This window comes from Streptomyces sp. NPDC002690 (genome assembly GCF_053592415.1).
Genome location: NZ_JBSFVR010000034.1, coordinates 1 through 25,489, shown reverse-complemented (window position 1 = coordinate 25,489; position 25,489 = coordinate 1). Strand labels below are relative to the sequence as shown.

Below are 25,489 nucleotides of genomic sequence, written 5' to 3'. Positions count from 1 at the left end.
CGCCGCCGGGCGGCCCGCCCGGCCACCTCGTTCGGGTGGTCCGGCAGCGCGTCGCCCCCCGCCGGGGCGAACCCCGCTGATAGCGGTGATCCATGCCGCCCACCTCCCGCCGCCTGCGCACCGTCCTGCTGGCCGCCGCGTCGGCCGGCCTGATCGCCGCCGCGCCGCCCGTCCCTCCCGGAAGCGGCCCCCTCGGAATCGGGGACCGGCTCTTCCCCACGCTCGGCAACCCCGGGTACGACGTCCTCTCGTACGACATCTCCCTCGACTACGACGGCCGCAACACCGACCCGCTGGAAGCCGTCACCGTCATCAGGGCACGGACCACCGAGCCCCTGGACCGGATCAACCTGGACTTCGCCCGGGGCGAGGTCCGCTCGGTCGCCGTCAACGGACTGACCGCCCGGTTCACCGGCGAGGACGAGGATCTGATCGTCACACCGGCCGCGCGGCTGCCCGCGGGGGTACCGCTGCGCATCACCGTCCGGCACACCAGCGACCCCGACCAGGGCAAGGACAGCGGCGGCTGGGTGCGCACCGGTGACGGCCTCGCCCTGGCGGCCCAGGCCGACGCCGCGCACCGGGTCTTCCCCTGCAACGACCACCCGGTGGACAAGGCGTACTTCACCTTCCGGATCACCACCCCCGAGCAGCTCACCGCCGTCGCCAACGGACTGCCGGCCGGGGTGATCCACCGGGGCACCACGGTGACCCGGACCTTCCGCACCGCGCACCCGATGGCCACCGAGCTGGCCCAGGTCTCCCTCGGCACCTCCGCCGTCCCGCACCGGGACGGCCCCGGCGGGCTGCCGCTGCGCGACGTCGTCCCGGCGGCGGACGAGGCGGCCCTGGAGCCCTGGCTGAGCAGGACGCCTGGCCAGCTGGAATGGATGGAACGGCAGGTCGGCCCCTACCCCTTCGAGACGTACGGGCTGCTGGTCGCCGACAGCGTCACCGGCTTCGAGCTGGAGACCCAGACCCTGTCGCTCTTCGAGCGCCGGCTCTTCACCGGGGACACGCGCCCCGAGTGGTACGTCGAGTCGGTGATGGTCCACGAGCTGGCGCACCAGTGGTTCGGCGACAGTGTCTCCCCGGCGTCCTGGTCCGACCTCTGGCTCAACGAGGGGCACGCGAGCTGGTACGAGGCCCGCTACGCCGAGGAGCGGGGCGGCCCCGCGCTGGAGCGCCGCATGCGGGACGCGTACACCAGCTCCGACGGCTGGCGGGCGGCCGGCGGGCCCCCCGCCAGGCCCGCCCCGCCGGCCCCCGGGAGCAAGCTCGACCTGTTCCGGCCGGTGGTCTACGACGGCAGCGCACTGGTCCTCTACGCGCTGCGCCAGGAGATCGGCGAGGACGCCTTCGACCGGCTGGAGCGCGCCTGGGTGCGCCGGTACGCGGACGAGTCCGCCACCACGGCCGATTTCGTCGAGCTCGCCTCGCGCGAGGCCGGACGCGATCTTTCGGCGTTCTTCGACGCCTGGCTGTACGGGGAGAAGACCCCCGCGATGCCCGGCCACCCGGACTGGCACGGCGCCGCCCCGAAAGCGGCCGGGCCGGCCGCCCCGTCCCCGCACCCGGCCCGGGGCGCCGCGGGGAAACCCGCATGACGGGCCCGGCGGGCGCATGCCAGTATCAGGGGGTCGGCAAAGCGGCCCGGCCGGTGAATCCCCCGGGAATCATCCGGAGACGTGACGCGTTGTGACAGTCACTACGAGAAATCTTCGACGTAAGGATCCAATGACCTCCTCTTCCTCCCTTCCCCAGGACGCGCAGGACGCGCAGAGCGCCACGGAGTCCGCCTCCGCACGTGCCACCGAGAGCCTTCGGGCCGACGCCCTGATGGAAGAGGACGTCGCCTGGAGCCACGAGATCGACGGAGCGCGCGACGGCGAACAGCTCGACCGCTCCGAGCGTGCCGCGCTGCGACGCGTGGCCGGCCTCTCCACCGAGCTCGAGGACGTCACCGAGGTCGAGTACCGGCAGCTCCGTCTGGAGCGTGTGGTGCTCGTCGGCGTATGGACCTCCGGGACCGTGCACGACGCCGAGATCTCCCTCGCGGAGCTGGCCGCCCTCGCCGAGACCGCGGGCGCGCAGGTGCTGGACGCGGTCTACCAGCGGCGCGACAAGCCGGACCCGGCCACCTACATCGGCTCCGGCAAGGCGCTGGAGCTGCGCGACATCGTGCTCGAATCCGGTGCCGACACCGTCGTCTGCGACGGTGAACTCAGCCCCGGCCAGCTCATCCACCTCGAAGACGTCGTCAAGGTCAAGGTGGTCGACCGGACCGCCCTGATCCTCGACATCTTCGCCCAGCACGCCAAGTCCCGGGAGGGCAAGGCGCAGGTCTCCCTGGCGCAGATGCAGTACATGCTGCCGCGCCTGCGGGGCTGGGGCCAGTCGCTCTCCCGGCAGATGGGCGGCGGCGGTTCCAGCGGCGGTGGCGGCATGGCCACGCGTGGTCCCGGTGAGACCAAGATCGAGACCGACCGGCGCCGCATCCGCGAGAAGATGGCGAAGATGCGCCGGGAGATCGCGGAGATGAAGACCGGCCGCGAGATCAAGCGGCAGGAGCGCAAGCGCAACAAGGTGCCCTCGGTCGCCATCGCCGGTTACACCAACGCCGGCAAGTCGTCCCTGCTCAACCGCCTGACCGGGGCCGGTGTCCTGGTGGAGAACTCGCTGTTCGCCACCCTGGACCCGACCGTCCGCCGGGCCGAGACGCCCAGTGGCCGGCTCTACACGCTGGCCGACACCGTCGGGTTCGTACGCCACCTGCCGCACCACCTGGTCGAGGCGTTCCGGTCCACCATGGAGGAGGTCGGCGACTCCGACCTCATCCTGCACGTGGTGGACGGCTCGCACCCCGTCCCGGAGGAGCAGCTCGCCGCCGTGCGCGAGGTGATCCGGGAGGTGGGCGCCACCAAGGTTCCCGAGATCGTCGTGATCAACAAGGCGGACGCGGCGGACCCGCTGGTCCTGGCGCGGCTGCTGCGCGCGGAACCGCACGCCATCGCCGTCTCGGCGCGTACCGGCGCCGGGATCGACGAGCTGCTCGCGCTGGTCGACGCCGAGCTGCCCCGGCCGTCCGTGGAGATCGAGGCCCTGGTCCCGTACATCCAGGGCGCCCTGGTCTCGCGGGTGCACGCCGACGGCGAGGTGATCTCCGAGGAACACACCGCGGAGGGCACCCTGCTCAAGGCGCGGGTCCACGAGGAGCTCGCCGCGGAACTCGCGGTGTTCGTCCTCGCGGCCCACTGACCGCGGCGGACGTTCACGACGCCGGAGGCCCGGCCGCTCCCCACGGGGAGCGGCCGGGCCTCCGGCGTGAGCGTCACTGCCCCGCGTACTTCCGGCTCACCCCTTCGTAGACCGCCTCGGCCTCCTTGCCCAGGCGCGGTCCCGCGAGCCAGCCGGCCGTGACCGGGCCGATCGAGGTGTTGGAGAACAGGGCGGGCTTCCCGTCGGCGCCCTCGCCGACCCAGCCGCCGCCCGAGGCGCCCCCGGTCATCGAGCAGCCGATGCGGTACATCGTGGGCTCGTCCTGGAGGACCGAGAGCCGGCCCGGGGTGTCGTCGCACTGGAACGCCTTCTGCCCGTCGTACGGGGGAGCGGCCGGATAGCCGGTCGCCGTCAACGAGGAGATGCCGGACACCGCGGGCGCGTCGAAGTCGACCGGCAGCGCGTAACCCACCGTCTCCTCCAGCGACTTGGCCGAAGCGCCGGTCTCCGGCGTCACATGCAGCACCGCGAAGTCGTACGGGGCGCCCTGACCACCGGTCGACGCGCCCTCGGCGATCCACTGGTCCGAGGTGGAAGCCCAGTCGCTCCACCACACGCCGTACGGAGCGATCTCCTCCTTGGAGGCGTTCTCCAGCTTCGCCGTCTCCATACCGCTGTCGTTGTACCCGGGGACGAAGGCGATGTTGCGGTACCAGCCGCCCTCCTTGCCCGCGTGCACGCAGTGCCCGGCGGTCCACACCAGGTTCGACTTGCCCGGGTGCGCCGGGTCCTTCACCACGGTGGCGGAGCAGACCATCGAACCCTCGGGCCCGTCGAACAGCAGCTTGCCGCTCTCCGGAACGCTGTCGTGGTACGGGGTGTGCGCCTCGGCGGCTTCCCGGACGGCGGGGGTCGGGTCGGTCACTCCCTCGTCGCCGGAGATGTCGTCGGCGACGGGCTGCTCCGGGGAGATGTCGGCGTCCCGCATCCGCTCCGGGTTCCAGAGGTTCTCGATGATCGGGTTGACGTAGTCCTTGGCCTCACGGAGCCACTGGTCCTTGTCCCAGTTCTTCCACTCGCCGTTCCGCCACTTGTCGAGATCGATCCCGTGCTCCTTGAGCCGGTTCTTCAACTCGTCCGGGATGACGATCTTCCCGTCCGAGGAGGCCGCGGCCGAAGCGGCGGGCTCCTTGGACGCGCCGTCGTCCTCGGGTCCGCAGGCGGTCGCCGTGAGGGCGAGTACCGTCGCGAGGGCGACTGCCGCCGGCACGGACGAGGACACACGTCGCCCGCCCCTCCCGTTCCGGGCCGTATCGATCGGGTGAATGGGTCGCATCTGGTGATCCCCCTGGGACTTCGTCGTTCGTCGCCGCGTACGGCACCCCGGTCGCCCCGGTGCGCCAAGCCTGTCCGCCTCCGCGGTGCCGTGCCGTGCGGTGCGGGACGGAGCACGAATGCCCCTTGCCCCGCGCCCGGTTGGGCAACGGCCCTATGCTGAGCGGCCTCTACTATGCCGTTGCTGTCGAAGACCGTGCCGGGCAGGTCCGTGGTTCCGCTCCGTCAGGTACCGCCACCGCAAGGATCTTCCGATTTACCCGTGATCCCCGGCCCGTTGGCTCGTTGGTCCGTACGGGGGACACACGCCCGGAGTTCACCCGCGCATTCCGCCGCCGGGAGAACGTACTCCCGGACGACGTGACTACGTGCAACACGACCGTGAACGCAGGAGGATCAACAGCCGTGGCCGTGACCGAATCAGCACCGGCGGCCCCGCCCGCGGCGCACGAGGGCATTCTCCGCCGCCAGTCGTTGCGCGAGTCGGCGGCGCGCACCTACGCGCGCTCCCTGCCGATCGTGCCCGTGCGGGCACGCGGGCTGACCATCGAGGGAGCCGACGGCCGCAGATACCTCGACTGTCTCTCCGGCGCGGGCACCCTGGCACTCGGCCACAACCACCCGGTGGTGCTGGAGGCCATCCGCAAGGTCATCGACTCCGGTGCGCCGTTGCACGTGCTCGACCTCGCCACCCCCGTGAAGGACGCCTTCACCACCGAGCTGTTCGCCACGCTCCCCGGCGAACTGGCCCGTGACGCCCGCATCCAGTTCTGCGGACCCGCCGGAACGGACGCCGTCGAAGCCGCGTTCAAGCTGGTGCGCGCGGCCACCGGCCGGACCGGACTGCTCGCCTTCACCGGCGCCTACCACGGCATGACCTCGGGGGCCCTCGACGCGTCCGGCGGTGCCAGGGACGTACGCGTGACACGCCTGCCCTTCCCACAGGACTACCGTTGCCCCTTCGGGATCGGCGGGGACCGGGGAGCCGAGATCGCCGCCCACTGGACCCGCCACCTGCTCGACGACCCCAAGGGCGGGGTCCCCGCCCCGGCCGGGATGATCCTCGAACCCGTGCAGGGCGAGGGCGGGGTCAACCCCGCACCCGACGCCTGGCTGCGCCGGATGCGCGAGATCACCGCCGACCGCTCCATCCCCCTGATCGCCGACGAGGTGCAGACCGGCGTCGGCAGGACCGGCCGCTTCTGGGCCGTCGAACACAGCGGGGTGGTGCCCGACGTGATGGTGCTGTCCAAGGCCATCGGCGGCTCGTTGCCGCTCGCCGTGATCGTCTACCGCTCCGCGCTCGACCTCTGGCGGCCCGGCGCCCACGCCGGCACCTTCCGCGGCAACCAGCTCGCCATGGCGGCCGGCGCGGCCACCCTGGCGTACGTCCGCGAGAACGGCTTGGCCGAACGTGCCGCCACACTCGGGGAGCGCATGCTCGGACAGCTTCGCGACCTGGCCGGGCGCCACCCCTCCATCGGGAACGTCCGGGGACGCGGCCTGATGATCGGCGTCGAACTCGTCGACCCCGAGGCCGCTCCCGAACACGACGGCGGCCCGCCCCCGGCCGACCCGGCCTTCGCCGCCGCCGTGCAGCAGGAATGCCTGCGCCGCGGACTCATCGTCGAACTCGGCGGACGGCACGACGCCGTCGTACGGCTGCTGCCGCCCCTCACCCTCACCGACGAACAGGCGACGGCGGTCCTCGACCGCCTCGCCGACGCGCTTCAAGCCGCAGAAGGCTCGCCGCACCGGCGGGCCGCCGCCGGGTCGCTCCGCTGACCCCGCAACCCCTCACAAGGAAGACGCCGTGAACCCCACCCCCGCGCCCGAGGCCGACACCACCCTCACCAGCCAGCTCCGAGGGCAGGACGCGCCGCTCGGCCCGCGTACGGCCGAGACGACGACCGTTCCCCGGCAGAAGGCCGGCCACCACGAGGACGGGAGCACCCCGGCCCCGCACGCGGACCCGCTGGACGATCCGGACCCGTACCGCGCGGCCGACGTCGCGGGCGCCGAGAGCCTGCTGCGCTGCTGGGCGCGGGAGCTGGACCTGCCCCGCCCGGAGCGGGACACCCTGCGCATCCCCCTGCCCGCGAGCGGCACCGCCCTCCTCGTGCCCGTGCTGTACTGGTCGCCGACCGGCCACCACCGGTTCGGCCCCGCCGTCCTCGAAGGCGCCCCCGCGGGGGCCCCGTCCACCGACGCGGTCACCGTCGCCGCCCTGCTCTGCCGTGAGGGCGACCGGCACGCCGCCGCCGAACTCGTGGGCCGTGTCGCCGACTCCGTCCGCCACACCACCGGGTTCCTCACCCAGCGGCGCCGCACACCCGAGGAGCCCCCGGGCACCGACCCCTTCCTCGCCGCGGAGCAGTCCCTGCTGCACGGACACCCGCTCCACCCCACGCCCAAGAGCCGCGAGGGGCTCTCGGAGTCGGAGGCCCGGCTCTACTCGCCCGAACTCCACGGCAGCTTCCCGCTCCACTGGATGGCCGTCGACCGGTGCGTCCTCGCCACCGACTCCGCCTGGACCCGCGACGGCCGCCCGGTGACCGCCGAGGAACTGCTGGCCCCGCACGCCGAAGGGCTGCGCCTGCCCGAGGGCACGGTCGCCCTGCCGGTCCACCCCTGGCAGGCCGAGGAGCTGCGGCGCCGCACCGAGGTCACCGAACTCCTGGACGCGGGCCTCCTGCACGACCTCGGCGAGGCGGGCGGACGCTGGCACCCCACCTCCTCGGTCCGGACCGTGTACCGACCGGGCTCGGGCGTCATGCTCAAGCTCTCGCTGGGCGTACGCATCACCAACTCCCGCCGGGAGAACCTCCGCAAGGAACTCCACCGGGGCGCCGAAGTGCACCGGCTCCTGCGCGGCGGCCTGTCCGCCGAGTGGCGCCGTGCCCACCCCGGGTTCGACATCGTCCGCGACCCGGCCTGGCTCGCCGTCGACAGCAAGGACGGCACCCCGGTCCAGGGACTCGACGTAGTCCTGCGGAACAACCCGTTCGGCCCGCACGACGACGCCCTCTGCGTCGCCGGCCTCACCGCGGTGCGCCCCTGCCGCGGGCGTACCGCGATGCGCTCCCGGCTGGCGGAGACCGTGTCCCGCCTCGCCGAGCGGACCGGACGCACCGTCGGCGCCGTCTCCGCGGAGTGGTTCCTGCGCTACCTCGACCGCGTCGTACGCCCCGTCCTCTGGCTCGACGCCAACGCCGGGGTCGCCCTGGAGGCGCACCAGCAGAACACCCTCGTCCTGCTCGACGCGGACGGCTGGCCCGTGGGCGGCCGGTACCGGGACAACCAGGGGTACTACTTCCGGGAGTCCCACCGGGGCGCGCTCGACCGGCGACTGCCCGGCATCGGCGCCGAGAGCGACACCTTCGTCTCCGACGCCGTCACCGACGAACGGTTCGCCTACTACCTCGGCATCAACAACGTCCTCGGTCTGATCGGGGCCTTCGGCTCTCAGCACCTCGCCGACGAACACCTCCTTCTCGACGCGTTCCGCCGCTTCCTCCGCTCCGCCACCGCGATGGGCTCGCCGCTTCCGGCGTACCTCCTTGAGACCGGCCGGCTGCGCTGCAAGGCCAACCTGCTGACCCGGCTGAACGGCATGGACGAACTCGTCGGACCCGTCGACACCCAGTCCGTGTACGTGACCATCACCAACCCGCTGCATTCCTGACACCCGCCCCGCGCGCACGGACGGCCTCCCGCCCGGACCGTGCCGGACCCGCTGCAGGGGTCGGGCACCGCTCCCCGTGGCGTGGCCGGAGGGCCGCCGAAGCTCCCGCTCGGCCGCCCGCCCCGGCGTCCCGAGGCACGGCACCCGCCCTTGCCCGGTGGCCCCGGCCCGATCCGGTCCGGGGCCGGGGCGGGGTCTCGGGCCGATCCGATCCGCTCCCGGTCGGAGACCCCGCCCGCGCTCGGCCGTGACGTGCCGGGCCGTCGTGCGCACCGGAAACCGGGACGCGGGTGCGCGGAAGAGCCGGGTCACCGGGACCGCCGGTACCCAGGAGAGGAGAACGTCGTTGTGCCACCCGTCGACACGCCCGGGAACCCGGCGGCCGGACCGGTTTCGCGGAAGGCCGCAGGCGGACAAGATCCCAGGATGACGAGAGCGGAAGACCCCGGGCCGACCGGTGGCGCGCCCCGGGCGCACCATCCGGCGACCGCCGTCGAGGACACCCTGGACCTGCGTCTCACCGAGGAACTTCTGGCCCTGTTCGCCTCGGACACCCCACCGGCACCCCACCGGACGTCCGCCGGCGGGCCCGGGTCCGCCACGCTGCTGGACGCGCCCGGCACCTGGCGCCCCGCGACCACGGCCGCCGGGATCTTCCAGCTGGTGCCCGTACGGCTCGAACGCGACCTCGCCGTCGTCACCCGCTGGATGAACGATCCGGCTGTCGCCGCCTTCTGGGAACTCGCGGGGCCCGAGGAGGTCACGGCCCGGCACATCGCCGCCCAGCTCGAAGGCGACGGGCGGAGCGTCCCGTGCCTCGGCGTTCTCGACGGCAAGGCGATGAGCTACTGGGAGATCTACCGCGCCGACCTCGATCCGCTCGCCCGCCACTACCCCGCTCGCCCCCACGACACCGGCGTGCACCTGCTGATCGGCGGGGTCACCGATCGCGGCCGGCGGCTCGGCAGCACCCTGCTGCGCGCGGTGGCCGACCTCGTGCTCGACCACCGTCCCTCCTGCGCACGCGTCGTCGCGGAACCCGACCTGCGCAACACCCCCTCCGTCTCGGCCTTTCTGAGCGCGGGATTCCGCTTCTCCGCCGAACTCGAACTGCCCGAGAAGAAGGCCGCCCTGATGATCCGCGACCGAGCCCACCGAGACCAGCTGTGAAGAACACACCGAAGCACGCACACCGCTCGAACCCCATCGGTTCCGTCCCGAGGAGTCCCCGTGCAGAAATATCCCGTGAGCCCTGAACCCTCGGGGCGCCAGCAGCTCCCGGACCGCCCGGAACTGAACAGAGCCGTCTGGGACCGGGTCACGGCCCGACTGCTCGCGAAGATGCTCGGCGAGTTCGCGTACGAGGAGATCATCCTGCCGCTCCGGCAGCGGTCGCCCGTCACCGCGGACGGCACCGGCGAACCGTACGCCCTGCTCCTCGACGACGGAGCCACGCTCACCTTCCGGGCCCGCCGCGGGGTGTACGGCAGCTGGCGCGTCGACCCCGCCTCGGTCCGCGAGACCACTCCACCAGCGGCCGACGGGAACGACGACGGCCTGCCGCAGGAGCGGCCGTTCCGCGACCCGCTGCTCTTCCTCACCCGCGCCCGAGGTCTCCTCGGCCTGGACGGCGCCACCCTCGGCCATCTCGTGCGCGAACTCACCCGCACCCTGGCCTCCGACGCGCACCTCGCGCACACCGCCCTCGGCGCGGCCGAACTCGCGGACCTCGGCTACGCCGAGCTGGAGGGCCACCAGACCGGCCACCCCTGGCTCGTCGCCAACAAGGGCCGGCTCGGTTTCTCCGCCGCCGACGCGGCCCGCTTCACCCCGGAGGCGCGCGCGGCCACCACGCTGCCGTGGATCGCGGTCAGCACCCGGATCGCCGGCTACCGCGGCGTACCCGGGCTCGCCACCCCCGACCGGCTGTACGCCCGGGAGCTGGACCCCGCCGTACGGGAGGCCTTCGCGGCACGGCTCGCCGACCTCGGGCTCGACGCGCGGGAGTACGTCTACCTGCCCGTCCACCCCTGGCAGTGGGACGAGTGGATCGTGCCGCTCTACGCGCCCGCCATCGCCGGGAACGACATCGTCCCGTTGCACGCCGACGACGACCTCAGGCTGCCGCAGCAGTCCATCCGGACCTTCGCCAACGTGGGACGTCCCGACCGCTTCACGGTGAAGCTCCCGCTGTCGATCCTCAACACCCTCGTCTGGCGCGGACTGCCGACCGAGCGCACCCTCGCCGCGCCCGCCGTCACCGGCTGGGTCCAGGGGCTCTGCGCCGCCGACCCCTTCCTGCGCGACACCTGCGCGGTGATCCTGCTCGGCGAGGTCGCCTCCGTGACGGTGGAACACCCGCTCTACGACCGGCTGCCCGAGGTTCCCTACCAGTTCAAGGAGATCCTCGGCGCGATCTGGCGCGAGCCGCTGCCGCCGAGACTGGCGGCGGGCGAACGGGCGCGCACCCTGGCCTCCCTCCTGCACACCGACCCCGACGGCCGCGCCTTCACCGCCGAACTGGTCGAACGTTCCGGGCTGGCCCCCCGCGACTGGCTGGTCCGGCTCTTCGCCGCCCTGCTCCCTCCGCTCCTGCACTTCCTCTACCGGTACGGCACCGTCTTCTCGCCGCACGGCGAGAACGCCATCGTGGTCTTCGACGAACGGGACGTACCCGTGCGGCTCGCGATCAAGGACTTCGTCGACGACGTCAACGTCAGCGCCCACCCGCTGCCCGAGCACGACACCATGCCCGCTGACGTGCGCGCCGTGCTGCTGGCCGAGGCCCCCTCCTTCCTCACCCAGTTCATCCACTCCGGGCTCTTCGTCGGCGTCTTCCGCTATCTGTCGCCGCTCTGCGAGGAACAACTGGACGTCCCGGAGGGTGAATTCTGGTCACTTGTCAGGGCCGAGATCCTGCGCCACCACGCCAGGTTCCCGGAGCTGAAGGACCGGTTCGAGATGTTCGACATGCTGACGCCCCAGATCGAGCGGCTATGTCTCAACCGGAACCGGCTGCTCGTGGACGGTTACCGGGACCGCCCGGACCGCCCGCACGCGGCCGTCCACGGCGTCGTCCCGAACCCGCTGCACTTCGCCGGTTCCGTCCCGGAGTGATCGCCCCTGTCACTGCCGCGCCGTAGGCTGGTGCGGCTATGACGAAGCCATCCCTCACCGAGCTCCTCCACGCCGCCGTCTCCGCCGTCGGCGGTACGGAACGGCCCGGCCAGGCCGCGATGGCCGAGGCCGTCGCCGGGGCCGTGGACGACAACGCCCACCTTCTCGTCCAGGCCGGCACCGGCACGGGCAAGTCTCTCGGCTATCTCGTCCCCGCTCTGGCGCACGGGGAGCGGGTCGTGGTCGCCACGGCCACGCTCGCCCTCCAGCGCCAGCTCGTGGAGCGGGACCTGCCGCGCACCGTGGAGGCGCTGCACCCACTGCTGCGCCGCCGTCCCCAGTACGCGATGCTCAAGGGCCGCTCCAACTACCTCTGCCTGCACCGCCTCCACGAGGGCGTCCCGCAGGACGAGGAGGAGGGGCTCTTCGACCAGTTCGAGGCGGCGGCGCCGTCCAGCAAGCTGGGCCAGGACCTGCTGCGGCTGCGGGACTGGTCGGACGAGACCGAGTCCGGCGACCGGGACGACCTGACTCCCGGCGTCTCGGACCGCGCCTGGGCCCAGGTCTCCGTCTCCTCCCGGGAGTGCCTGGGCGCGTCGAAGTGCGCGTACGGCGCCGAGTGCTTCGCGGAGGCCGCCCGGGAGCGGGCCAAGCTGGCCGACGTCGTGGTCACCAACCACGCCCTGCTCGCCATCGACGCCATCGAAGGTGCTCCGGTGCTTCCCCCGCACGAGGTGCTGATCGTCGACGAGGCGCACGAGCTGGTCTCACGCGTCACCGGTGTGGCGACCGGCGAGCTCACACCCGGCCAGGTCAACCGCGCGGTGCGCCGCGCCGCCAAGCTGGTCAACGAGAAGGCGGCCGACGCGCTCCAGACCGCCTCGGAGGGGTTCGAGCGGGTCATGGAGCTGGCCCTGCCCGGCCGTCTGGAAGAGGTCCCCGAGGACCTCGGCTACGCCTTGATGGCACTGCGTGACGCCGCCCGTACGGTGATCTCCGCACTCGGCTCCACCCGGGACAAGTCCGTCCAGGACGAGGACGCCGTGCGCAAGCAGGCGATGGCCTCGGTGGAGTCGGTCCACGCGGTGGCCGAGCGGATCACCCAGGGCTCGGAATGGGACGTCGTCTGGTACGAACGCCACGACCGGTTCGGCGCGTCCGTGCGGGTGGCCCCGCTCTCCGTCTCCGGGCTGCTGCGCGAGAAGCTCTTCGCCGAGCGCTCGGTGGTGCTCACCTCGGCCACGCTGAAACTCGGCGGGGACTTCAACGGCGTCGGTGCCTCCCTGGGGCTCGCCCCCGAGGGCACCGCGGGGGAAGACGTCCCGCAGTGGAAGGGACTCGACGTCGGCTCGCCCTTCGACTACCCGAAGCAGGGCATCCTCTACGTCGCCCGCCACCTGGCCACCCCCGGGCGGGAGGGCTCGCGCACCGACATGCTGGACGAGCTGGCCGAGTTGATGGAGGCCGCAGGCGGGCGCACGCTCGGGCTGTTCTCCTCGATGCGAGCGGCGCAGGCGGCAGCGGAGGCGCTGCGCGATCGGCTGGAGAAGCCGATCCTGCTCCAGGGGGAGGAGACCCTCGGCGAACTGATCAAGAACTTCGCGGCCGACCCGGACACCTGCCTCTTCGGCACCCTGTCGCTCTGGCAGGGCGTCGACGTACCGGGCGCGAGCTGCCAGCTCGTGGTCATGGACCGCATCCCCTTCCCCCGGCCCGACGACCCGCTGATGAGCGCCCGCTCCAAGGCCGTCGAGCAGGCGGGCGGGAACGGCTTCATGGCGGTCGCCGCCACCCACGCCGCTCTGCTGATGGCCCAGGGAGCGGGCAGGCTCGTCCGGGCAACCGGCGACAAGGGCGTGGTGGCCGTCCTGGACCCCCGTCTCGCCAACGCCCGGTACGGCAGCTATCTGCGGGCCTCGCTGCCCGACTTCTGGTACACCACCGACCGCAACCAGGTCCGGCGTTCCCTGTCGGCGATCGACGCGGCGGCGCGGGCCGAGGGCCGCTGAGCCGCGTCGGCGGGGACCGGCGTGCAGCACGGAGCCCCGGCGGCCGCTCCCCACGACTGAGGGACGGCCACCGGGGCTCCGTGGGCCAGGGCTGATGTTCCAGGGTGGGACTACCGGCGCGGCCGGCCACCGGGGTGGCTCCACCGGTCGCGTCGATTGCTTCCGATCGACCGCTCCGGGGGTCAGACGCGTCGCAGGACGGCCACGACCTTGCCGAGAATGGTCGCGTCGTCACCGGGGATCGGCTGGTACGCGGAGTTGTGCGGGAGCAGCCAGACATGGCCGTCCTCGCGGCGGAACCGCTTGACCGTGGCCTCGCCCTCCAGCATGGCTGCGACGATGTCGCCGTTCTCGGCGACGGGCTGGCGGCGTACAGTGACCCAGTCGCCGTCGCAGATGGCGGCTTCGATCATGGAGTCACCGACCACCTTGAGTACGAACAGCTCGCCGTCACCGACCAGTTGGCGCGGGAGCGGGAAGACGTCCTCCACCGATTCCTCGGCAAGGATCGGACCACCGGCCGCGATCCGGCCGACCAGGGGGACGTACGAGGCGGCGGGCTTGCCCGTCGTGTCCGTCTGCTGCGAGATGGGCTGGTCCGAGCCCCGGACTTCGTAAGCCCGGGGGCGGTGCGGGTCCCTGCGCAGGAAACCCTTGCGCTCCAGGGCCATGAGCTGGTGGGCCACCGACGAGGTGCTGGACAGGCCGACGGCCTGCCCGATCTCCCGCATCGACGGTGGGTAACCGCGGCGCTGCACCGAGTCGCGGATGACCTCGATGACCCGCCGCTGCCGGTCGGTGAGGCCCGAACTGTCGGCCCGGATGCCGGGTGGACGCCCGGGCAAGGAGCGCGCCGCCCTGGGGGGCTCGGGCCCGTCCGGGTTCGTGACAGAGTCATTCATTGCATGCACCGGCTCAGGTCGGCTCGGAGAGCGGTGGTCCCGGGCAGTGATCGTGGCACTGTCGGCGCTGGTGGTCACATCGGCCCCTCTCGAAATGTTCTCCCTGGCTGGACAACGGTAGTAGCTTTCGAAAGGTTGCGCCAAACACACGTTCGAGTGAAAAACGAATAAAGGCCTGCATGGCCTTTGTGACCGGGTGTATGCGCTCCGGTGCGGGCGGCTCGCGAATTCGGTTCATAACGGTACCGCCGCTCTTTTCGCGCGCCGGTGCCGGGTCCCCTCCGGGCCTTCCCCTTGGCGCGCCCGGGAACGACGCGCGAGAGCCGCTCGTGGAGTCCTGCCGGCCCCCGGGAAAGCTGTCGCGGGGGCCCCACCCGGCGTCCCGGAGCGGGAGCGTTTCCCGTACCCTCGTGCCTTGGCCGTGCGCGGCCCGGGCGTCCCGGGCCGGTCCGACACGCCTGGGGCCGAAACCGAGCAAAACCCTAGATCTAGTGGTTGGATTGCCCGGGTCGCCCAGAGGTTGTGGTCCCCGGTCCGGTGGGCGCCGGGAATCCCCTATGCTGGTGACTGCTTCGAAGGGCCCCGGCGGGGTCCTGTGAGGCTTATTACTCGTGCCGTGAAGGAGGCTTGGGAACCATGCACTGCCCCTTCTGCAGGCACCCCGACAGCAGGGTCGTCGACAGTCGCACGACCGACGACGGCACCTCGATCCGGCGCCGCCGGCAGTGCCCCGACTGCTCCCGCCGGTTCACCACGGTGGAGACCTGCTCGCTCATGGTCGTCAAGCGCAGCGGAGTGACCGAGCCCTTCAGTCGTACCAAGGTCATCTCGGGCGTCCGCAAGGCGTGCCAGGGGCGGCCGGTCACGGAGGACGCCCTCGCCAAGCTCGGCCAGCGGGTCGAGGAGGCGGTGCGCGCCACCGGAAGCGCGGAGCTGACGACCCACGACGTGGGGCTCGCCATACTCGGCCCCCTGAGGGAACTCGACCTCGTCGCGTACCTGCGTTTCGCGTCCGTGTACCGGGCGTTCGACTCGCTCGAAGACTTCGAAGCCGCCATCGCGGAACTGCGCGAACTGCGGCTTCCCGCCGGAGAGGGCGGGGAGACCGTCGAGGTCCCCGCTCCCTCCGTTCCCGCCCACTGAGTGGTACACGCCGTCCGGCTGAGGTCTGCCGGACGTCGACAGGGTGGTCCACAGACCTGCTTCCGGCGCCGAGGGCGGCGTCCGGAGCACCAGACACAGCACTGTGCCCCGGGAAGAACTGGGCACTTCAGGGCGTTTTTGCCCACATATGGGAGGCGGCATGACAGAGACGGCGAGCGGCCCGGCACGGAGTTCCCGCACCAAGGGGATCAAGCCGAGCAAGGGTCTGCGTATCGAGCGCATCCACACCACTCCTGGCGTGCATCCGTACGACGAGGTGGCGTGGGAGTCCCGTGACGTCGTCATGACCAACTGGCGCGACGGCTCGATCAACTTCGAGCAGCGTGGCGTCGAGTTCCCCGACTTCTGGTCGGTGAACGCGGTCAACATCGTCACCAGTAAGTACTTCCGCGGAGCTGTCGGCACGCCGCAGCGCGAGACCGGTCTGCGTCAGCTGATCGACCGGATCGTGACGACCTACCGCAAGGCCGGCGAGGAGCACCAGTACTTCGCCTCCCCCGCGGACGCCGAGATCTTCGAGCACGAGCTGGCCTACGCCCTCCTGCACCAGATCTTCAGCTTCAACTCGCCGGTCTGGTTCAACGTCGGCACCCCCCAGCCGCAGCAGGTCTCCGCCTGCTTCATCCTGGCCGTCGACGACTCCATGGAGTCGATCCTCGACTGGTACAAGGAAGAGGGGATGATCTTCAAGGGCGGTTCCGGCGCAGGCCTGAACCTGTCCCGCATCCGTTCCTCCAAGGAGCTCCTCTCCTCCGGCGGCAACGCCTCGGGCCCTGTCTCCTTCATGCGCGGTGCCGACGCCTCCGCCGGAACCATCAAGTCCGGTGGCGCCACCCGCCGCGCGGCCAAGATGGTCATCCTCGACGTCGACCACCCCGACATCGAGAACTTCATCGAGACCAAGGTGAAGGAAGAAGAGAAGATCCGCGCTCTTCGCGACGCGGGCTTCGACATGGACCTGGGCGGCGACGACATCACGTCCGTCCAGTACCAGAACGCCAACAACTCCGTCCGCGTGAACGACGAGTTCATGAAGGCCGTGGAGTCCGGCGGTTCGTTCGGTCTGCGCGCCCGCATGACCGGCGAGGTCATCGAAACGGTCGAGGCGAAGTCCCTCTTCCGCAAGATGGCCGAGGCGGCCTGGGCCTGCGCCGACCCGGGCATCCAGTACGACGACACCATCAACGCCTGGCACACCTGCCCGGAGTCCGGCCGCATCAACGGCTCGAACCCGTGCAGCGAGTACATGCACCTGGACAACACCTCGTGCAACCTCGCCTCGCTGAACCTCATGAAGTTCCTCAAGGACGACGGTGAGGGCCACCAGTCCTTCGAGTCCGAGCGCTTCGCCAAGGTCGTCGAGCTGGTCATCACCGCGATGGACATCTCGATCTGCTTCGCGGACTTCCCGACGGAGAAGATCGGCGAGAACACCCGCGCCTTCCGCCAGCTCGGCATCGGCTACGCCAACCTCGGCGCCCTGCTGATGGCGACCGGCCACGCGTACGACAGCGACGGCGGCCGCGCGCTCGCCGGTGCCATCAGCTCGCTGATGACCGGTACCTCCTACCGCCGTTCCGCCGAACTCGCCGCGGTCGTCGGCCCGTACGACGGCTACGCCCGTAACGCCGAGCCCCACCAGCGCGTCATGCAGCAGCACGCCGACGCCAACACCAAGGCCGTCCACGTGGACGACCTGGACTCGCCGATCTGGGCCGCCGCCACGGAGGCCTGGCAGGACGTGATCCGTCTCGGCGCGAAGAACGGATTCCGCAACGCCCAGGCGTCCGTCATCGCCCCGACCGGCACCATCGGCCTGGCGATGTCCTGCGACACCACCGGCCTGGAGCCCGACCTCGCCCTGGTCAAGTTCAAGAAGCTGGTCGGCGGCGGCTCGATGCAGATCGTCAACGGCACTGTGCCGCAGGCGCTGCGCCGCCTCGGGTACCAGCCGGAGCAGATCGAGGCGATCGTCGCCCACATCGCGGAGAACGGGAACGTCATCGACGCCCCGGCCCTGAAGACCGAGCACTACGAGGTCTTCGACTGCGCCATGGGTGAGCGTTCCATCTCGGCCATGGGCCACGTCCGGATGATGGCGGCCATCCAGCCGTGGATCTCCGGCGCGCTCTCCAAGACCGTGAACCTGCCGGAGACGGCCACGGTCGAGGACGTCGAGGAGGTCTACTTCGAGGCGTGGAAGATGGGTGTCAAGGCGCTCGCCATCTACCGCGACAACTGCAAGGTCGGCCAGCCCCTCTCCGCCAAGACCAAGGAGAAGGAGAAGGAGGCGGTCACCGCCAAGGCCGAGGAGACCATCCGCACCGCGGTCGAGAAGGTCGTCGAGTACCGCCCGGTCCGCAAGCGTCTGCCCAAGGGCCGTCCGGGGATCACCACCTCCTTCACGGTCGGTGGCGCCGAGGGTTACATGACCGCCAACTCCTACCCGGACGACGGTCTCGGCGAGGTCTTCCTGAAGATGTCGAAGCAGGGCTCCACCCTGGCCGGCATGATGGACGCCTTCTCCATCGCCGTCTCGGTCGGTCTGCAGTACGGCGTTCCGCTGGAGACGTACGTCTCGAAGTTCACCAACATGCGCTTCGAGCCGGCCGGCATGACGGACGACCCGGACGTGCGGATGGCGCAGTCGATCGTCGACTACATCTTCCGTCGCCTGGCGCTCGACTTCCTGCCGTTCGAGACCCGCTCGGCCCTCGGCATCCACTCCGCCGAGGAGCGTCAGCGTCACCTGGACACCGGCTCCTACGAGCCGACCGAGGAGGACGACGACCTCGGCAACGAGCTGTCGGCGCCGTCCGCCCCGCTGCACGTGGAGCCGCTGAAGGCCGTCGCCGCCCCGGCGGAGGCCGCTGAGAAGCCGGCGCCGCGGACCGCGCACACCTCGGCCGAACTGGTCGAGATGCAGCTCGGCATCAGCGCCGACGCCCCGCTCTGCTTCTCCTGCGGGACGAAGATGCAGCGCGCCGGTTCCTGCTACATCTGCGAGGGCTGCGGCTCGACCAGCGGTTGCAGCTGACACGGGCGGAAGCGCGCCGGAGCGGCATCCGGCGTGATCCGCGCAGGTAACTGATCAGCAGCGCACGAAGGGGACCGGCCTGTGGCCGGTCCCCTTCGCCGTACCCATTTCGCGGTACCCATGACCGGGTCCGCTGTGCCCGCCGTGCCCGTGACCGGGCCGACCGGGCATTCAGACGGACGGCCCGGTCCCGCCCATCTCGGCGGCGAAGGTGCCCGGGTCGCCGTCGAACCCCCGCAGCGCGGAGTGGAAAGTCCAGACGCCCGAGCCGTCCCGGGTGAACTCGGCCACGACCGCCGCCGTTGCCGTGGCGACGCGCGAGAAGTCGTCCTCGCTCAGTTCGGTGTAGCCCTCGCGGATCTGCACGCCGGTGCCGGCCACCGCGCCGAACGTCTTGAGGCCGTCGCGCTGCTGGATCGCCACGCCCACGACGACCCGTACGTACCGCTCCGCGAGCCGGTCGAGTTCCAGGGTCATGACCTCGTCGAATCCGAGCCCCTGGCCGGTGCGGCTGTCCCGGTTCAGGATGATCGTGCCGTCGGGGGAGCGGCTGTCGTGGTGCACCAGGTAGTCGGGGGTGCCGAACGGTGCGTCGGCGAGGTACGTACCCGCGATGAGGTCCAGGTCGTTGGGCGGTTCACCGAGCTCGCTGGGGTCCCATTTGAGCCGTACTTCGACCTTCTCGATGTCCTTGTTCGGATTGCTGCTGGGGGTGCTCATCGGACTTCCCTTCATGCCGCTGCGCCACCGGTCCGGTCCTACAACCCGATGATGGCTATAACTCGCTTCAGATCCAACCGCGTTGGCCCCGGGCGGCCGGATCGGGCCACACCCGGCCCGAAGTGGCGCGAAGCGGCCCGTGCGCCGGGCGGCCGTGCGCCGCCCGTGCTGTCGTGCGTGCCCGCGTCGCCCGCCGGTCCGCCCTGATTCAGTGCGGGATGCGGAGGGGCGGGCGTTGGACGGTCTCCTCGCGGAACAGCTCTATCCGGCTGCTGACCTGGCGCAGGAGGTGAGTGTCCTCGATTCGGTCGAGGTAGAGGCAGTTGCGGGCCACGCCCTCCAGTTCGAAGGCGAAGCAGAGCGACATCAGGGGGTTGATGAAGAGTTCACTGCCCTGGGTGCGCGAGGTGAACCGTACGTCCCCGAACGAGCCACGGATCGCTGCGGCGATTGACCCGTTGACGATGCTGGGGTGGTCGGGGGTGTTCTCCTGCGCGTGCGCCACCGCGTCGAGATAGAGCGCGCCCTCGCGCGTCGAACGGGAGAGGGAGAACGCCCCGAGGTAGGCGCCGTCCCGCTCCAGGGCGGCGATGTTCTCCAGCACGAGCCCGTGGCTGACCCCGTGATAGGCGTCGACCCCGAATCCGACGGAGACGATCAGCCGCTCCGGCACGTCGATGCCGGCGAGTGCGGCGACGGAGGCCAAGTCCTCCTCCGGGGTGCCGAGACCGGACTCGTCGCCCCGCATGAGGATGTCCGTACCGCCGTCGACGAGGACGACCGCGTCGATGTCGTGGCGCTCGATCAGCGCCCGGTACGCCTCGCGCAGCGGCTGGACCCCGACCCTCGCCAAGGCGTGGACGGTGCTGGGGTAGCCGTGCCGCGCGAGCCACCGGGCGAGGGTGCGCTCGGGGAAGTACGTCTGGTGCAGGGAGCTTTCGGGGGTGACGGCCGCGACGTCCGGCGCGAGCCAGTCGTCCAGGGGAAGGCCCTCGATCGAGCTGAAGGTGAGATTGGCGAGCGTGACCTCTTTGCCCTCGTGCAGGAGGGAGAGCGCGATCGGCAGGCCGGCGTAGATGTCGAAGCCGCCACCGGCCCCCGCGACGAGTACGCGCCGGGCGGATTCCAGTCGGGAGAACAAGGGGTGCGAGTGCAGACCGGTCATGGAGATCATTCTGGATCGTCCGTCCGTTCGAGTCCCGCCGTACCGGGATTCCGGGGCGTCCGTATCGGGATACGGACGGAGTTCGGACGTTCTCCACCGGAGAGTGACGCGCGCCACGCCCGGAGCCGTACGATGGCGCGGTGCTGGTCAAGTGGATGCGCTGCGCCGTGGTGGACCGTCATGGGTTCGAACAGGGGCAGCGACAGGGGGCGGGGCTGCTCGATGAGCCGGGGTTCCGAGGACAGGGTGGCGGGTGGAGCCGGGGACGCCCCGACATCGCCCACGTCTTCGCGTTCTGGGAGAACCGGGTCTTCTACGACTCCTACATGGCGCGGGCCGGTGACGCCGCGACCGCCGGGCGTCCGGGAGCCCACCGCGACGTGCAGGTCAAGCTGTTCGAGCACCGCTTCGACGTGAAGACGGGCTTCGAACCGGACTTCACCGACGTCGATGTCGTCCGGGTGGCGCACAGCAAGGTCCGCGAGGACCGGGTGGAACACTTCGCGCTCATGCAGTACCGGGTCTGGAACCCGGCCATGGCGGGATCGCCGGGCATGTTGCGGGGGGTCTTCGGCGAAGCGCCCGGCCACGAGTTCCTGGTGCTGTCCATGTGGCAGTCGAGCGCGGAGCGCGGAAAGTACCGGCTCCAGAGCGCCGAGCGGCTGTCGGACCGCGCCGAGACCGAGACGGACGTACTGGCGCTGGCCGGGGATGTCGTCCAGCTGGAACCGTCCTGGACGGTGGCCTGACGCCGGCCTGACAGGTCCCGCAGCACCCGACGGGTCCCGGTCGGTCCCGAGGCGGGGGTCGCTGTCGGGAACTGGGACGCGCGGGGCCTGGCGGGTGCCCGGATGCCTGGCGGGTGCTGGGGCCTGTGCCGTTCCGGGGTCCGTGCAACCGTTCGGGCGAGGCGTATCCGTGCGCAGCACTTAGGGTCGTCCCATGGCACGACCGCAGCGCATCGTCCTCGTACGGCACGGAGAGTCCGAGGGCAATGTGGACGACACGGTGTACGAACGTGAGCCCGACCATGCCCTTCGGCTGACGCACACCGGGCTCCAGCAGGCGGAGGCGGCCGGTTTCCGGCTGCGTGAGGTGTTCGGCGAGGAGCGGGTGAGCGTGTACGTCTCCCCCTACCGCCGGACCCACGAAACCTTTCGCGCGCTCGGGCTCGACCTCACCCGTGTGCGGGTGCGCGAGGAGCCCCGGCTGCGCGAGCAGGACTGGGGAAACTGGCAGGACCGCGACGACGTGCGGCTCCAGAAGGCGTACCGGGACGCGTACGGGCACTTCTTCTACCGCTTCGCGCAGGGCGAGTCCGGGGCCGACGTCTATGACCGGGTCGGCGCCTTCCTGGAGAGCCTGCACCGCAGTTTCCAGGCCCCCGACCACCCGCCGAACGTGCTGCTCGTGACGCACGGGCTCACCATGAGATTGTTCTGCATGCGCTGGCTGCACTGGTCGGTCGCCGAGTTCGAGTCGCTGTCCAACCCGGACAACGGCGAGACCCGGACACTGCTGCTCGGGGCGGACGGCCGCTACACCCTCGATCGCCCGTTCGCGCGCTGGCGGACCCCCGAGCCGTACGGCATCACCGGATAGGCCGGCCGGTGCGGTGGGCGCGGCCGTCGCCGAGACTGGACGGTGCGGGTCCCGGTGACCGGTCGCAACGCTCCCGGGAGTGGACCGCGCGTCCCGCGAACGCCGGAAACGCGTCCCGCGAACCGTCCCGGAAACGCGTCCCGGAAACGCGTCCCGAGACGCGTCCCGAGACGCGTCCCCGAAACTGGACGGAGTGGTCCACGGGACCGAGACAGCGATTCCCGATCCGTCACGGCACTACTGGATAGAGTGGCAGGAAGATGACCTCTTACTCCTCCGAAACCTTCGGACGCCGTTACGAACGCACTCTCGCCAGCCTGCGCGGCCTCTCCGTCGGAGACGCTCTGGGCTCCCAGTTCTTCGTCCCCGTGAACTATCCGCTGCTCCGCGGTCGCACCCTGCCGCCGGGGCCCTGGCAGTGGACCGACGACACCGAGATGGCCTGCTCGGTGGTGGCGGTGCTCGCCGAGCACGGCCGCATCGACCAGGACGCGCTGGCCCACTCCTTCGCCGAACGCCACGACTTCGACCGCGGCTACGGTCCCGCGGTGAACAGAATGCTCCGGCTGGTGCGTGAGGGCGGCGACTGGCAGGAACTCGCCGCCGGGCTCTTCCAGGGCCAGGGTTCCTGGGGCAACGGCTCCGCCATGCGCATCGCGCCGCTCGGAGCCTGGTACGCCGACGACCCGGAGCAGGCCACCCATCAGGCCGAGATCTCGTCCTACACCACGCACCAGCACCACGAGGCCGTGACCGGAGCGATGGCCGTGGCCGCCGCCGCGGCACTCGCCGCGTCTCCCGGGGGACCGCCCCAGCCCGAGGCGCTGCTCGACGCGGTGATCGCGCTGCTGCCGCGCAGCGCCGTGCTGGCCGGACTGAGGCGGGCCAAGGACATGCTCGACTACGAAGACCCCACGACGGTCGCCGCGGTCCTCGGCAACGGTCGTCGCACCAGCGCCCAGGACACGGTCCCCTTCGCCCTCTGGTCGGCGGCTCGTGCCCTCGGCTCGTACGAGGACGCGTTCTGGGTGACCGCCCAGGCCGGCGGGGACGTCGACACCACCTGCGCCATCGTCGGCGGGATCGTCGCCGCGGCCCCGGCCGGTGCCCCGCCCGCCGCGTGGTTGGAACAGACCGAGGAACCGCCCTCCTGGGTGCCCTCCGAGCCCCGCGTCTGACCGGCTTCGCGCGGGTGGGCGCGGGTGGGCGAGGTTTCGTGTCGGTGGCGCGGATTCGTGCGGCAGCCCCGCGCCGCCCCGTGTCCCTGCCGCTGCGTGCCGCCCCGTGTCCGTGCGCTGGGTGCGGCCCTGTGCGGCTCCGCGGACGCGCCCGGCCAGTACGGATCGCGCTCCTTCGGGTGCGGAGGGTGGCCGGGCGGCGTCCATGCCGCTCGCCGTGTCACGGTCCTGCCACAGGGACGCCGGGGCCGGTTCGCCCGGGCGACGCGCCGCTACCGTTTCGGCCACGCGCCGTCGGACGGTCTCCGTCGTCTCCGTCGGGTCGCGAGCAACGAGACAGCGGGTGACGCGCCGACGCTCGACCGTACGGCGAACCCGCGTGGGGAGGGGTCCCATGACCATGTCCGACCAGCCGACCGGGATACCGGGTCCGCAGGACACGCCGTCGTCGCCCGGCGCGGCCGAGGGCGGCGACGGCTCCGGTGGTGCCGGAGAGCCTGATGGTGCCCGTGGGCCGGGCGGGCCAGTCGGTACCTCCGACGGGCCGGCCTCTACGTCGACCTCTACGTCGACCTCTGCGGCGGCCGGGAAGCCTTCCGGCGACGGCGCTCACTCCGGTACGGCCGCCGCGCCGTCCGTCCCGGTACCGGTCGCGGTGGTCCCGTCCGCCAATCCCTGGCAGCAGCAGCCCAGGTCCCGGCCCGCGCAACCGGGGACGTTCGCCCAGGTCCGCCCGGCTGCTCCGCCGCCCATCGGGGGCACGACCCTGGTGGCGGTCCTCGTCACCGGCATCCTCAGTGCGCTGCTGCTCGGTGACGGCCTCGGCATCAACCTTCTCCTGGTGGCCCTGCCCGCCGCTGCCGGCGCCTGGCTGGAAGCGCGCAGGGCGGGGCGCGGGGTGCGGGCGTGGACGCTGACCTGGGCGGTCGGCGGGCTGGCTCTGCTGGCGGTCCCGGCGCTGCTGGACGCGGGCTGGCCGACCTTCCTCGCCGTGGTGTCCTCCGCCGCCCTGGGCTCGCTCGCCCTGCACGGCACGCGGAGCTGGTTCGGCGTGCTCGCGGGGTCGATGGGCGTGCTGGACGGGGTGATTCCGGGCATCGGATGGGGATGGTGCGGCATCAGGGCGCGGGCCACCGGCTCACGGGCGCGCTGGGGCACCGTGCTCCGCTCGGCCGCTGTCGCCGTGGTGCTGTTGCTGGTGTTCGGAACGCTCTTCGCGAGCGCCGACGCGGCCTTCGCGGATCTCCTCGGTGATGTTCTGCCGGACGTCTCGGTGGGCGAGGGGCCCTGGCGGTTCTTCCTTCTCGCAGTCGGTCTGGCCGGTGCCCTCGCCGCCGCGTACACGGCCGCCGCCCCGACCCGCTGGGACGGGATCACCGTCCGGCCCGGGCGGGCGCGGGGGCGAGTGGAGTGGGCGCTTCCGCTCATCGTGCTGGACGTGCTGTTCGCCGCGTTCATCGCGCTCCAGCTCGTCGTACTGCTCGGCGGCTACGACAAGGTTCTGGAGGAGACGGGCCTCAAGCCCGCGGAGTACGCCCGTGAAGGTTTCTGGCAGCTGCTCTGGGCAACTCTGCTGACCCTGGTGGTCATCGCTCTGGCCATCCGGCTCGCCCCGCGCGGGGGAGCGAAGGACCGCCTGCTGGTCAAGGGCGTGCTCGGCACCCTCTGCGTACTCACCCTGGTCGTCGTGGCCTCCGCGCTGCGCCGTATGGACCTCTACGTCGACGCGTTCGGCCTGACCCGGCTACGGATCTCGGTGGCGGCGGTCGAGCTGTGGCTCGGTGTCGTACTGCTGCTGATCATTGCCGCCGGAGTGTTCGGCGCCCGCCATCTGCCCCGGGCGGTCGTCGTCAGCGCTGCCGCGGGAGTGCTGGCCTTCGGACTGATCTCTCCCGACCGCTTGATCGCCGAGCAGAACGTCCAGCGCTACCGCGAGGGCAAGGCGATCGACATCACCTACCTCCAACAGCTCTCGGCCGACGCCGTGCCCGCCCTGGACGGCATCCCCGACGAGAGGATGCGGGCCTGTGCGCTCCAGGAGATCCAGAGCACGCTCCTGGATTCGGACGAACCCTGGTACGCCACGAGCTGGAGCGAGGCGAGGGCGCGGGACATCCTCGCCCGGCACCCCGTCGACCCGGACGGGACCTCGTGTTACGCGGGGCCGGGCGGCGTCGGTGACTCCACCGACCGTGACCCTGCCGAGCCCGGTCCGGCCGATTCGGAATACGACCCGTACTGACGGGACCCGAGCGCGAACGCGCCCCTGCCGACCGGGTGGGCTGCCCCTGCCGAGGAGGGCCCGTCGGAGGTCGCCGGCCGGCCGGTACCGCCGGCGGGCCGACCGGTACCGCCC

General features: G+C 71.5%; 17 protein-coding genes. 13 read left to right on the top strand and 4 right to left on the bottom strand.

The window, feature by feature from the left end; all coding sequences use genetic code 11:
• Positions 1-92 precede the first annotated feature (92 nt).
• On the top strand, positions 93-1,607 hold the full coding sequence (locus ACWD3D_RS07550) for a M1 family metallopeptidase (RefSeq protein ID WP_451459984.1): 1,515 nt from the start codon (positions 93-95) through the stop codon (positions 1,605-1,607).
• 130 nt (positions 1,608-1,737) lie between these two features.
• Positions 1,738-3,258, top strand: a complete 1,521-nt coding sequence (gene hflX, locus ACWD3D_RS07545; RefSeq protein ID WP_328719003.1) for a GTPase HflX — start codon at positions 1,738-1,740, stop codon at positions 3,256-3,258.
• A gap of 73 nt (positions 3,259-3,331) precedes the next feature.
• Here hflX and ACWD3D_RS07540 read toward each other — a convergent pair whose 3' ends face one another.
• Positions 3,332-4,555 carry a trypsin-like serine peptidase gene (locus ACWD3D_RS07540; RefSeq protein WP_451459983.1) on the bottom strand — a complete coding sequence of 408 codons (1,224 nt, stop codon included), beginning with the start codon at positions 4,553-4,555 and terminating at the stop codon, positions 3,332-3,334.
• Between the two features lie 404 nt (positions 4,556-4,959).
• On the opposite strand from ACWD3D_RS07540, the gene ACWD3D_RS07535 reads away from it, so the two are divergent.
• The 5 genes from ACWD3D_RS07535 to ACWD3D_RS07515 all read left to right on the top strand — a co-directional run bounded on the left by ACWD3D_RS07535 (position 4,960) and on the right by ACWD3D_RS07515 (position 13,365).
• Complete coding sequence (locus ACWD3D_RS07535) at positions 4,960-6,339, top strand: diaminobutyrate--2-oxoglutarate transaminase family protein (RefSeq protein ID WP_451459982.1); 1,380 nt, start codon at positions 4,960-4,962, stop codon at positions 6,337-6,339.
• Between the two features lie 28 nt (positions 6,340-6,367).
• Entirely contained in the window at positions 6,368-8,239 is a 1,872-nt protein-coding gene (locus tag ACWD3D_RS07530; protein ID WP_451459981.1) for an IucA/IucC family protein, read from the top strand.
• A gap of 426 nt (positions 8,240-8,665) precedes the next feature.
• Positions 8,666-9,409: a GNAT family N-acetyltransferase gene (locus tag ACWD3D_RS07525; protein WP_451459980.1), complete on the top strand. Its 744-nt coding sequence runs from the start codon at positions 8,666-8,668 to the stop codon at positions 9,407-9,409.
• A gap of 60 nt (positions 9,410-9,469) precedes the next feature.
• Positions 9,470-11,356: an IucA/IucC family protein gene (locus ACWD3D_RS07520; protein WP_451459979.1), complete on the top strand. Its 1,887-nt coding sequence runs from the start codon at positions 9,470-9,472 to the stop codon at positions 11,354-11,356.
• A gap of 38 nt (positions 11,357-11,394) precedes the next feature.
• On the top strand, positions 11,395-13,365 hold the full coding sequence (locus ACWD3D_RS07515; protein WP_451459978.1) for an ATP-dependent DNA helicase: 1,971 nt from the start codon (positions 11,395-11,397) through the stop codon (positions 13,363-13,365).
• A gap of 182 nt (positions 13,366-13,547) precedes the next feature.
• Here ACWD3D_RS07515 and lexA read toward each other — a convergent pair whose 3' ends face one another.
• Positions 13,548-14,345: a transcriptional repressor LexA gene (gene lexA / locus ACWD3D_RS07510; protein WP_451459977.1), complete on the bottom strand. Its 798-nt coding sequence runs from the start codon at positions 14,343-14,345 to the stop codon at positions 13,548-13,550.
• Between the two features lie 558 nt (positions 14,346-14,903).
• On the opposite strand from lexA, the gene nrdR reads away from it, so the two are divergent.
• Positions 14,904-15,410 carry a transcriptional regulator NrdR gene (gene nrdR / locus ACWD3D_RS07505; RefSeq protein WP_451459976.1) on the top strand — a complete coding sequence of 169 codons (507 nt, stop codon included), beginning with the start codon at positions 14,904-14,906 and terminating at the stop codon, positions 15,408-15,410.
• A gap of 160 nt (positions 15,411-15,570) precedes the next feature.
• A complete protein-coding gene (locus tag ACWD3D_RS07500) occupies positions 15,571-18,468 on the top strand; it encodes a vitamin B12-dependent ribonucleotide reductase (RefSeq protein WP_451459975.1) in 2,898 nt (965 codons plus the stop codon).
• A gap of 171 nt (positions 18,469-18,639) precedes the next feature.
• On the opposite strand, the gene ACWD3D_RS07495 is transcribed toward ACWD3D_RS07500, so the two are convergent.
• A complete protein-coding gene (locus ACWD3D_RS07495; protein ID WP_451459974.1) occupies positions 18,640-19,188 on the bottom strand; it encodes a TerD family protein in 549 nt (182 codons plus the stop codon).
• Positions 19,189-19,396: 208 nt separating this feature from the next.
• A complete protein-coding gene (locus tag ACWD3D_RS07490) occupies positions 19,397-20,353 on the bottom strand; it encodes a DUF1152 domain-containing protein (RefSeq protein WP_451459973.1) in 957 nt (318 codons plus the stop codon).
• 140 nt (positions 20,354-20,493) lie between these two features.
• Between ACWD3D_RS07490 and ACWD3D_RS07485 the strand changes: the two genes are divergently transcribed.
• From ACWD3D_RS07485 to ACWD3D_RS07470, 4 genes are all read left to right on the top strand, one after another.
• Positions 20,494-21,102: a DUF4937 domain-containing protein gene (locus tag ACWD3D_RS07485; protein WP_451459972.1), complete on the top strand. Its 609-nt coding sequence runs from the start codon at positions 20,494-20,496 to the stop codon at positions 21,100-21,102.
• A gap of 193 nt (positions 21,103-21,295) precedes the next feature.
• Complete coding sequence (locus ACWD3D_RS07480; RefSeq protein ID WP_451459971.1) at positions 21,296-21,955, top strand: histidine phosphatase family protein; 660 nt, start codon at positions 21,296-21,298, stop codon at positions 21,953-21,955.
• A gap of 260 nt (positions 21,956-22,215) precedes the next feature.
• Complete coding sequence (locus ACWD3D_RS07475) at positions 22,216-23,133, top strand: ADP-ribosylglycohydrolase family protein (RefSeq protein ID WP_451459970.1); 918 nt, start codon at positions 22,216-22,218, stop codon at positions 23,131-23,133.
• A gap of 400 nt (positions 23,134-23,533) precedes the next feature.
• Positions 23,534-25,375 carry a DUF4153 domain-containing protein gene (locus ACWD3D_RS07470; RefSeq protein ID WP_451459994.1) on the top strand — a complete coding sequence of 614 codons (1,842 nt, stop codon included), beginning with the start codon at positions 23,534-23,536 and terminating at the stop codon, positions 25,373-25,375.
• Positions 25,376-25,489 lie beyond the last annotated feature (114 nt).

What these genes read in the sequence shown, in the direction of transcription:
- ACWD3D_RS07495 (WP_451459974.1), bottom strand. Translation starts at nt 19,188, where the DNA reads ATGAGCACCCCCAGCAGCAATCCGAACAAGGACATCGAGAAGGTCGAA.
- ACWD3D_RS07550 (WP_451459984.1), top strand. Translation starts at nt 93, where the DNA reads ATGCCGCCCACCTCCCGCCGCCTGCGCACCGTCCTGCTGGCCGCCGCG.
- ACWD3D_RS07525 (WP_451459980.1), top strand. Translation starts at nt 8,666, where the DNA reads ATGACGAGAGCGGAAGACCCCGGGCCGACCGGTGGCGCGCCCCGGGCG.
- ACWD3D_RS07470 (WP_451459994.1), top strand. Translation starts at nt 23,534, where the DNA reads ATGTCCGACCAGCCGACCGGGATACCGGGTCCGCAGGACACGCCGTCG.
- ACWD3D_RS07480 (WP_451459971.1), top strand. Translation starts at nt 21,296, where the DNA reads ATGGCACGACCGCAGCGCATCGTCCTCGTACGGCACGGAGAGTCCGAG.
- ACWD3D_RS07540 (WP_451459983.1), bottom strand. Translation starts at nt 4,555, where the DNA reads ATGCGACCCATTCACCCGATCGATACGGCCCGGAACGGGAGGGGCGGG.
- ACWD3D_RS07490 (WP_451459973.1), bottom strand. Translation starts at nt 20,353, where the DNA reads ATGACCGGTCTGCACTCGCACCCCTTGTTCTCCCGACTGGAATCCGCC.
- ACWD3D_RS07515 (WP_451459978.1), top strand. Translation starts at nt 11,395, where the DNA reads ATGACGAAGCCATCCCTCACCGAGCTCCTCCACGCCGCCGTCTCCGCC.
- ACWD3D_RS07500 (WP_451459975.1), top strand. Translation starts at nt 15,571, where the DNA reads ATGACAGAGACGGCGAGCGGCCCGGCACGGAGTTCCCGCACCAAGGGG.
- nrdR (WP_451459976.1), top strand. Translation starts at nt 14,904, where the DNA reads ATGCACTGCCCCTTCTGCAGGCACCCCGACAGCAGGGTCGTCGACAGT.
- ACWD3D_RS07475 (WP_451459970.1), top strand. Translation starts at nt 22,216, where the DNA reads ATGACCTCTTACTCCTCCGAAACCTTCGGACGCCGTTACGAACGCACT.
- hflX (WP_328719003.1), top strand. Translation starts at nt 1,738, where the DNA reads ATGACCTCCTCTTCCTCCCTTCCCCAGGACGCGCAGGACGCGCAGAGC.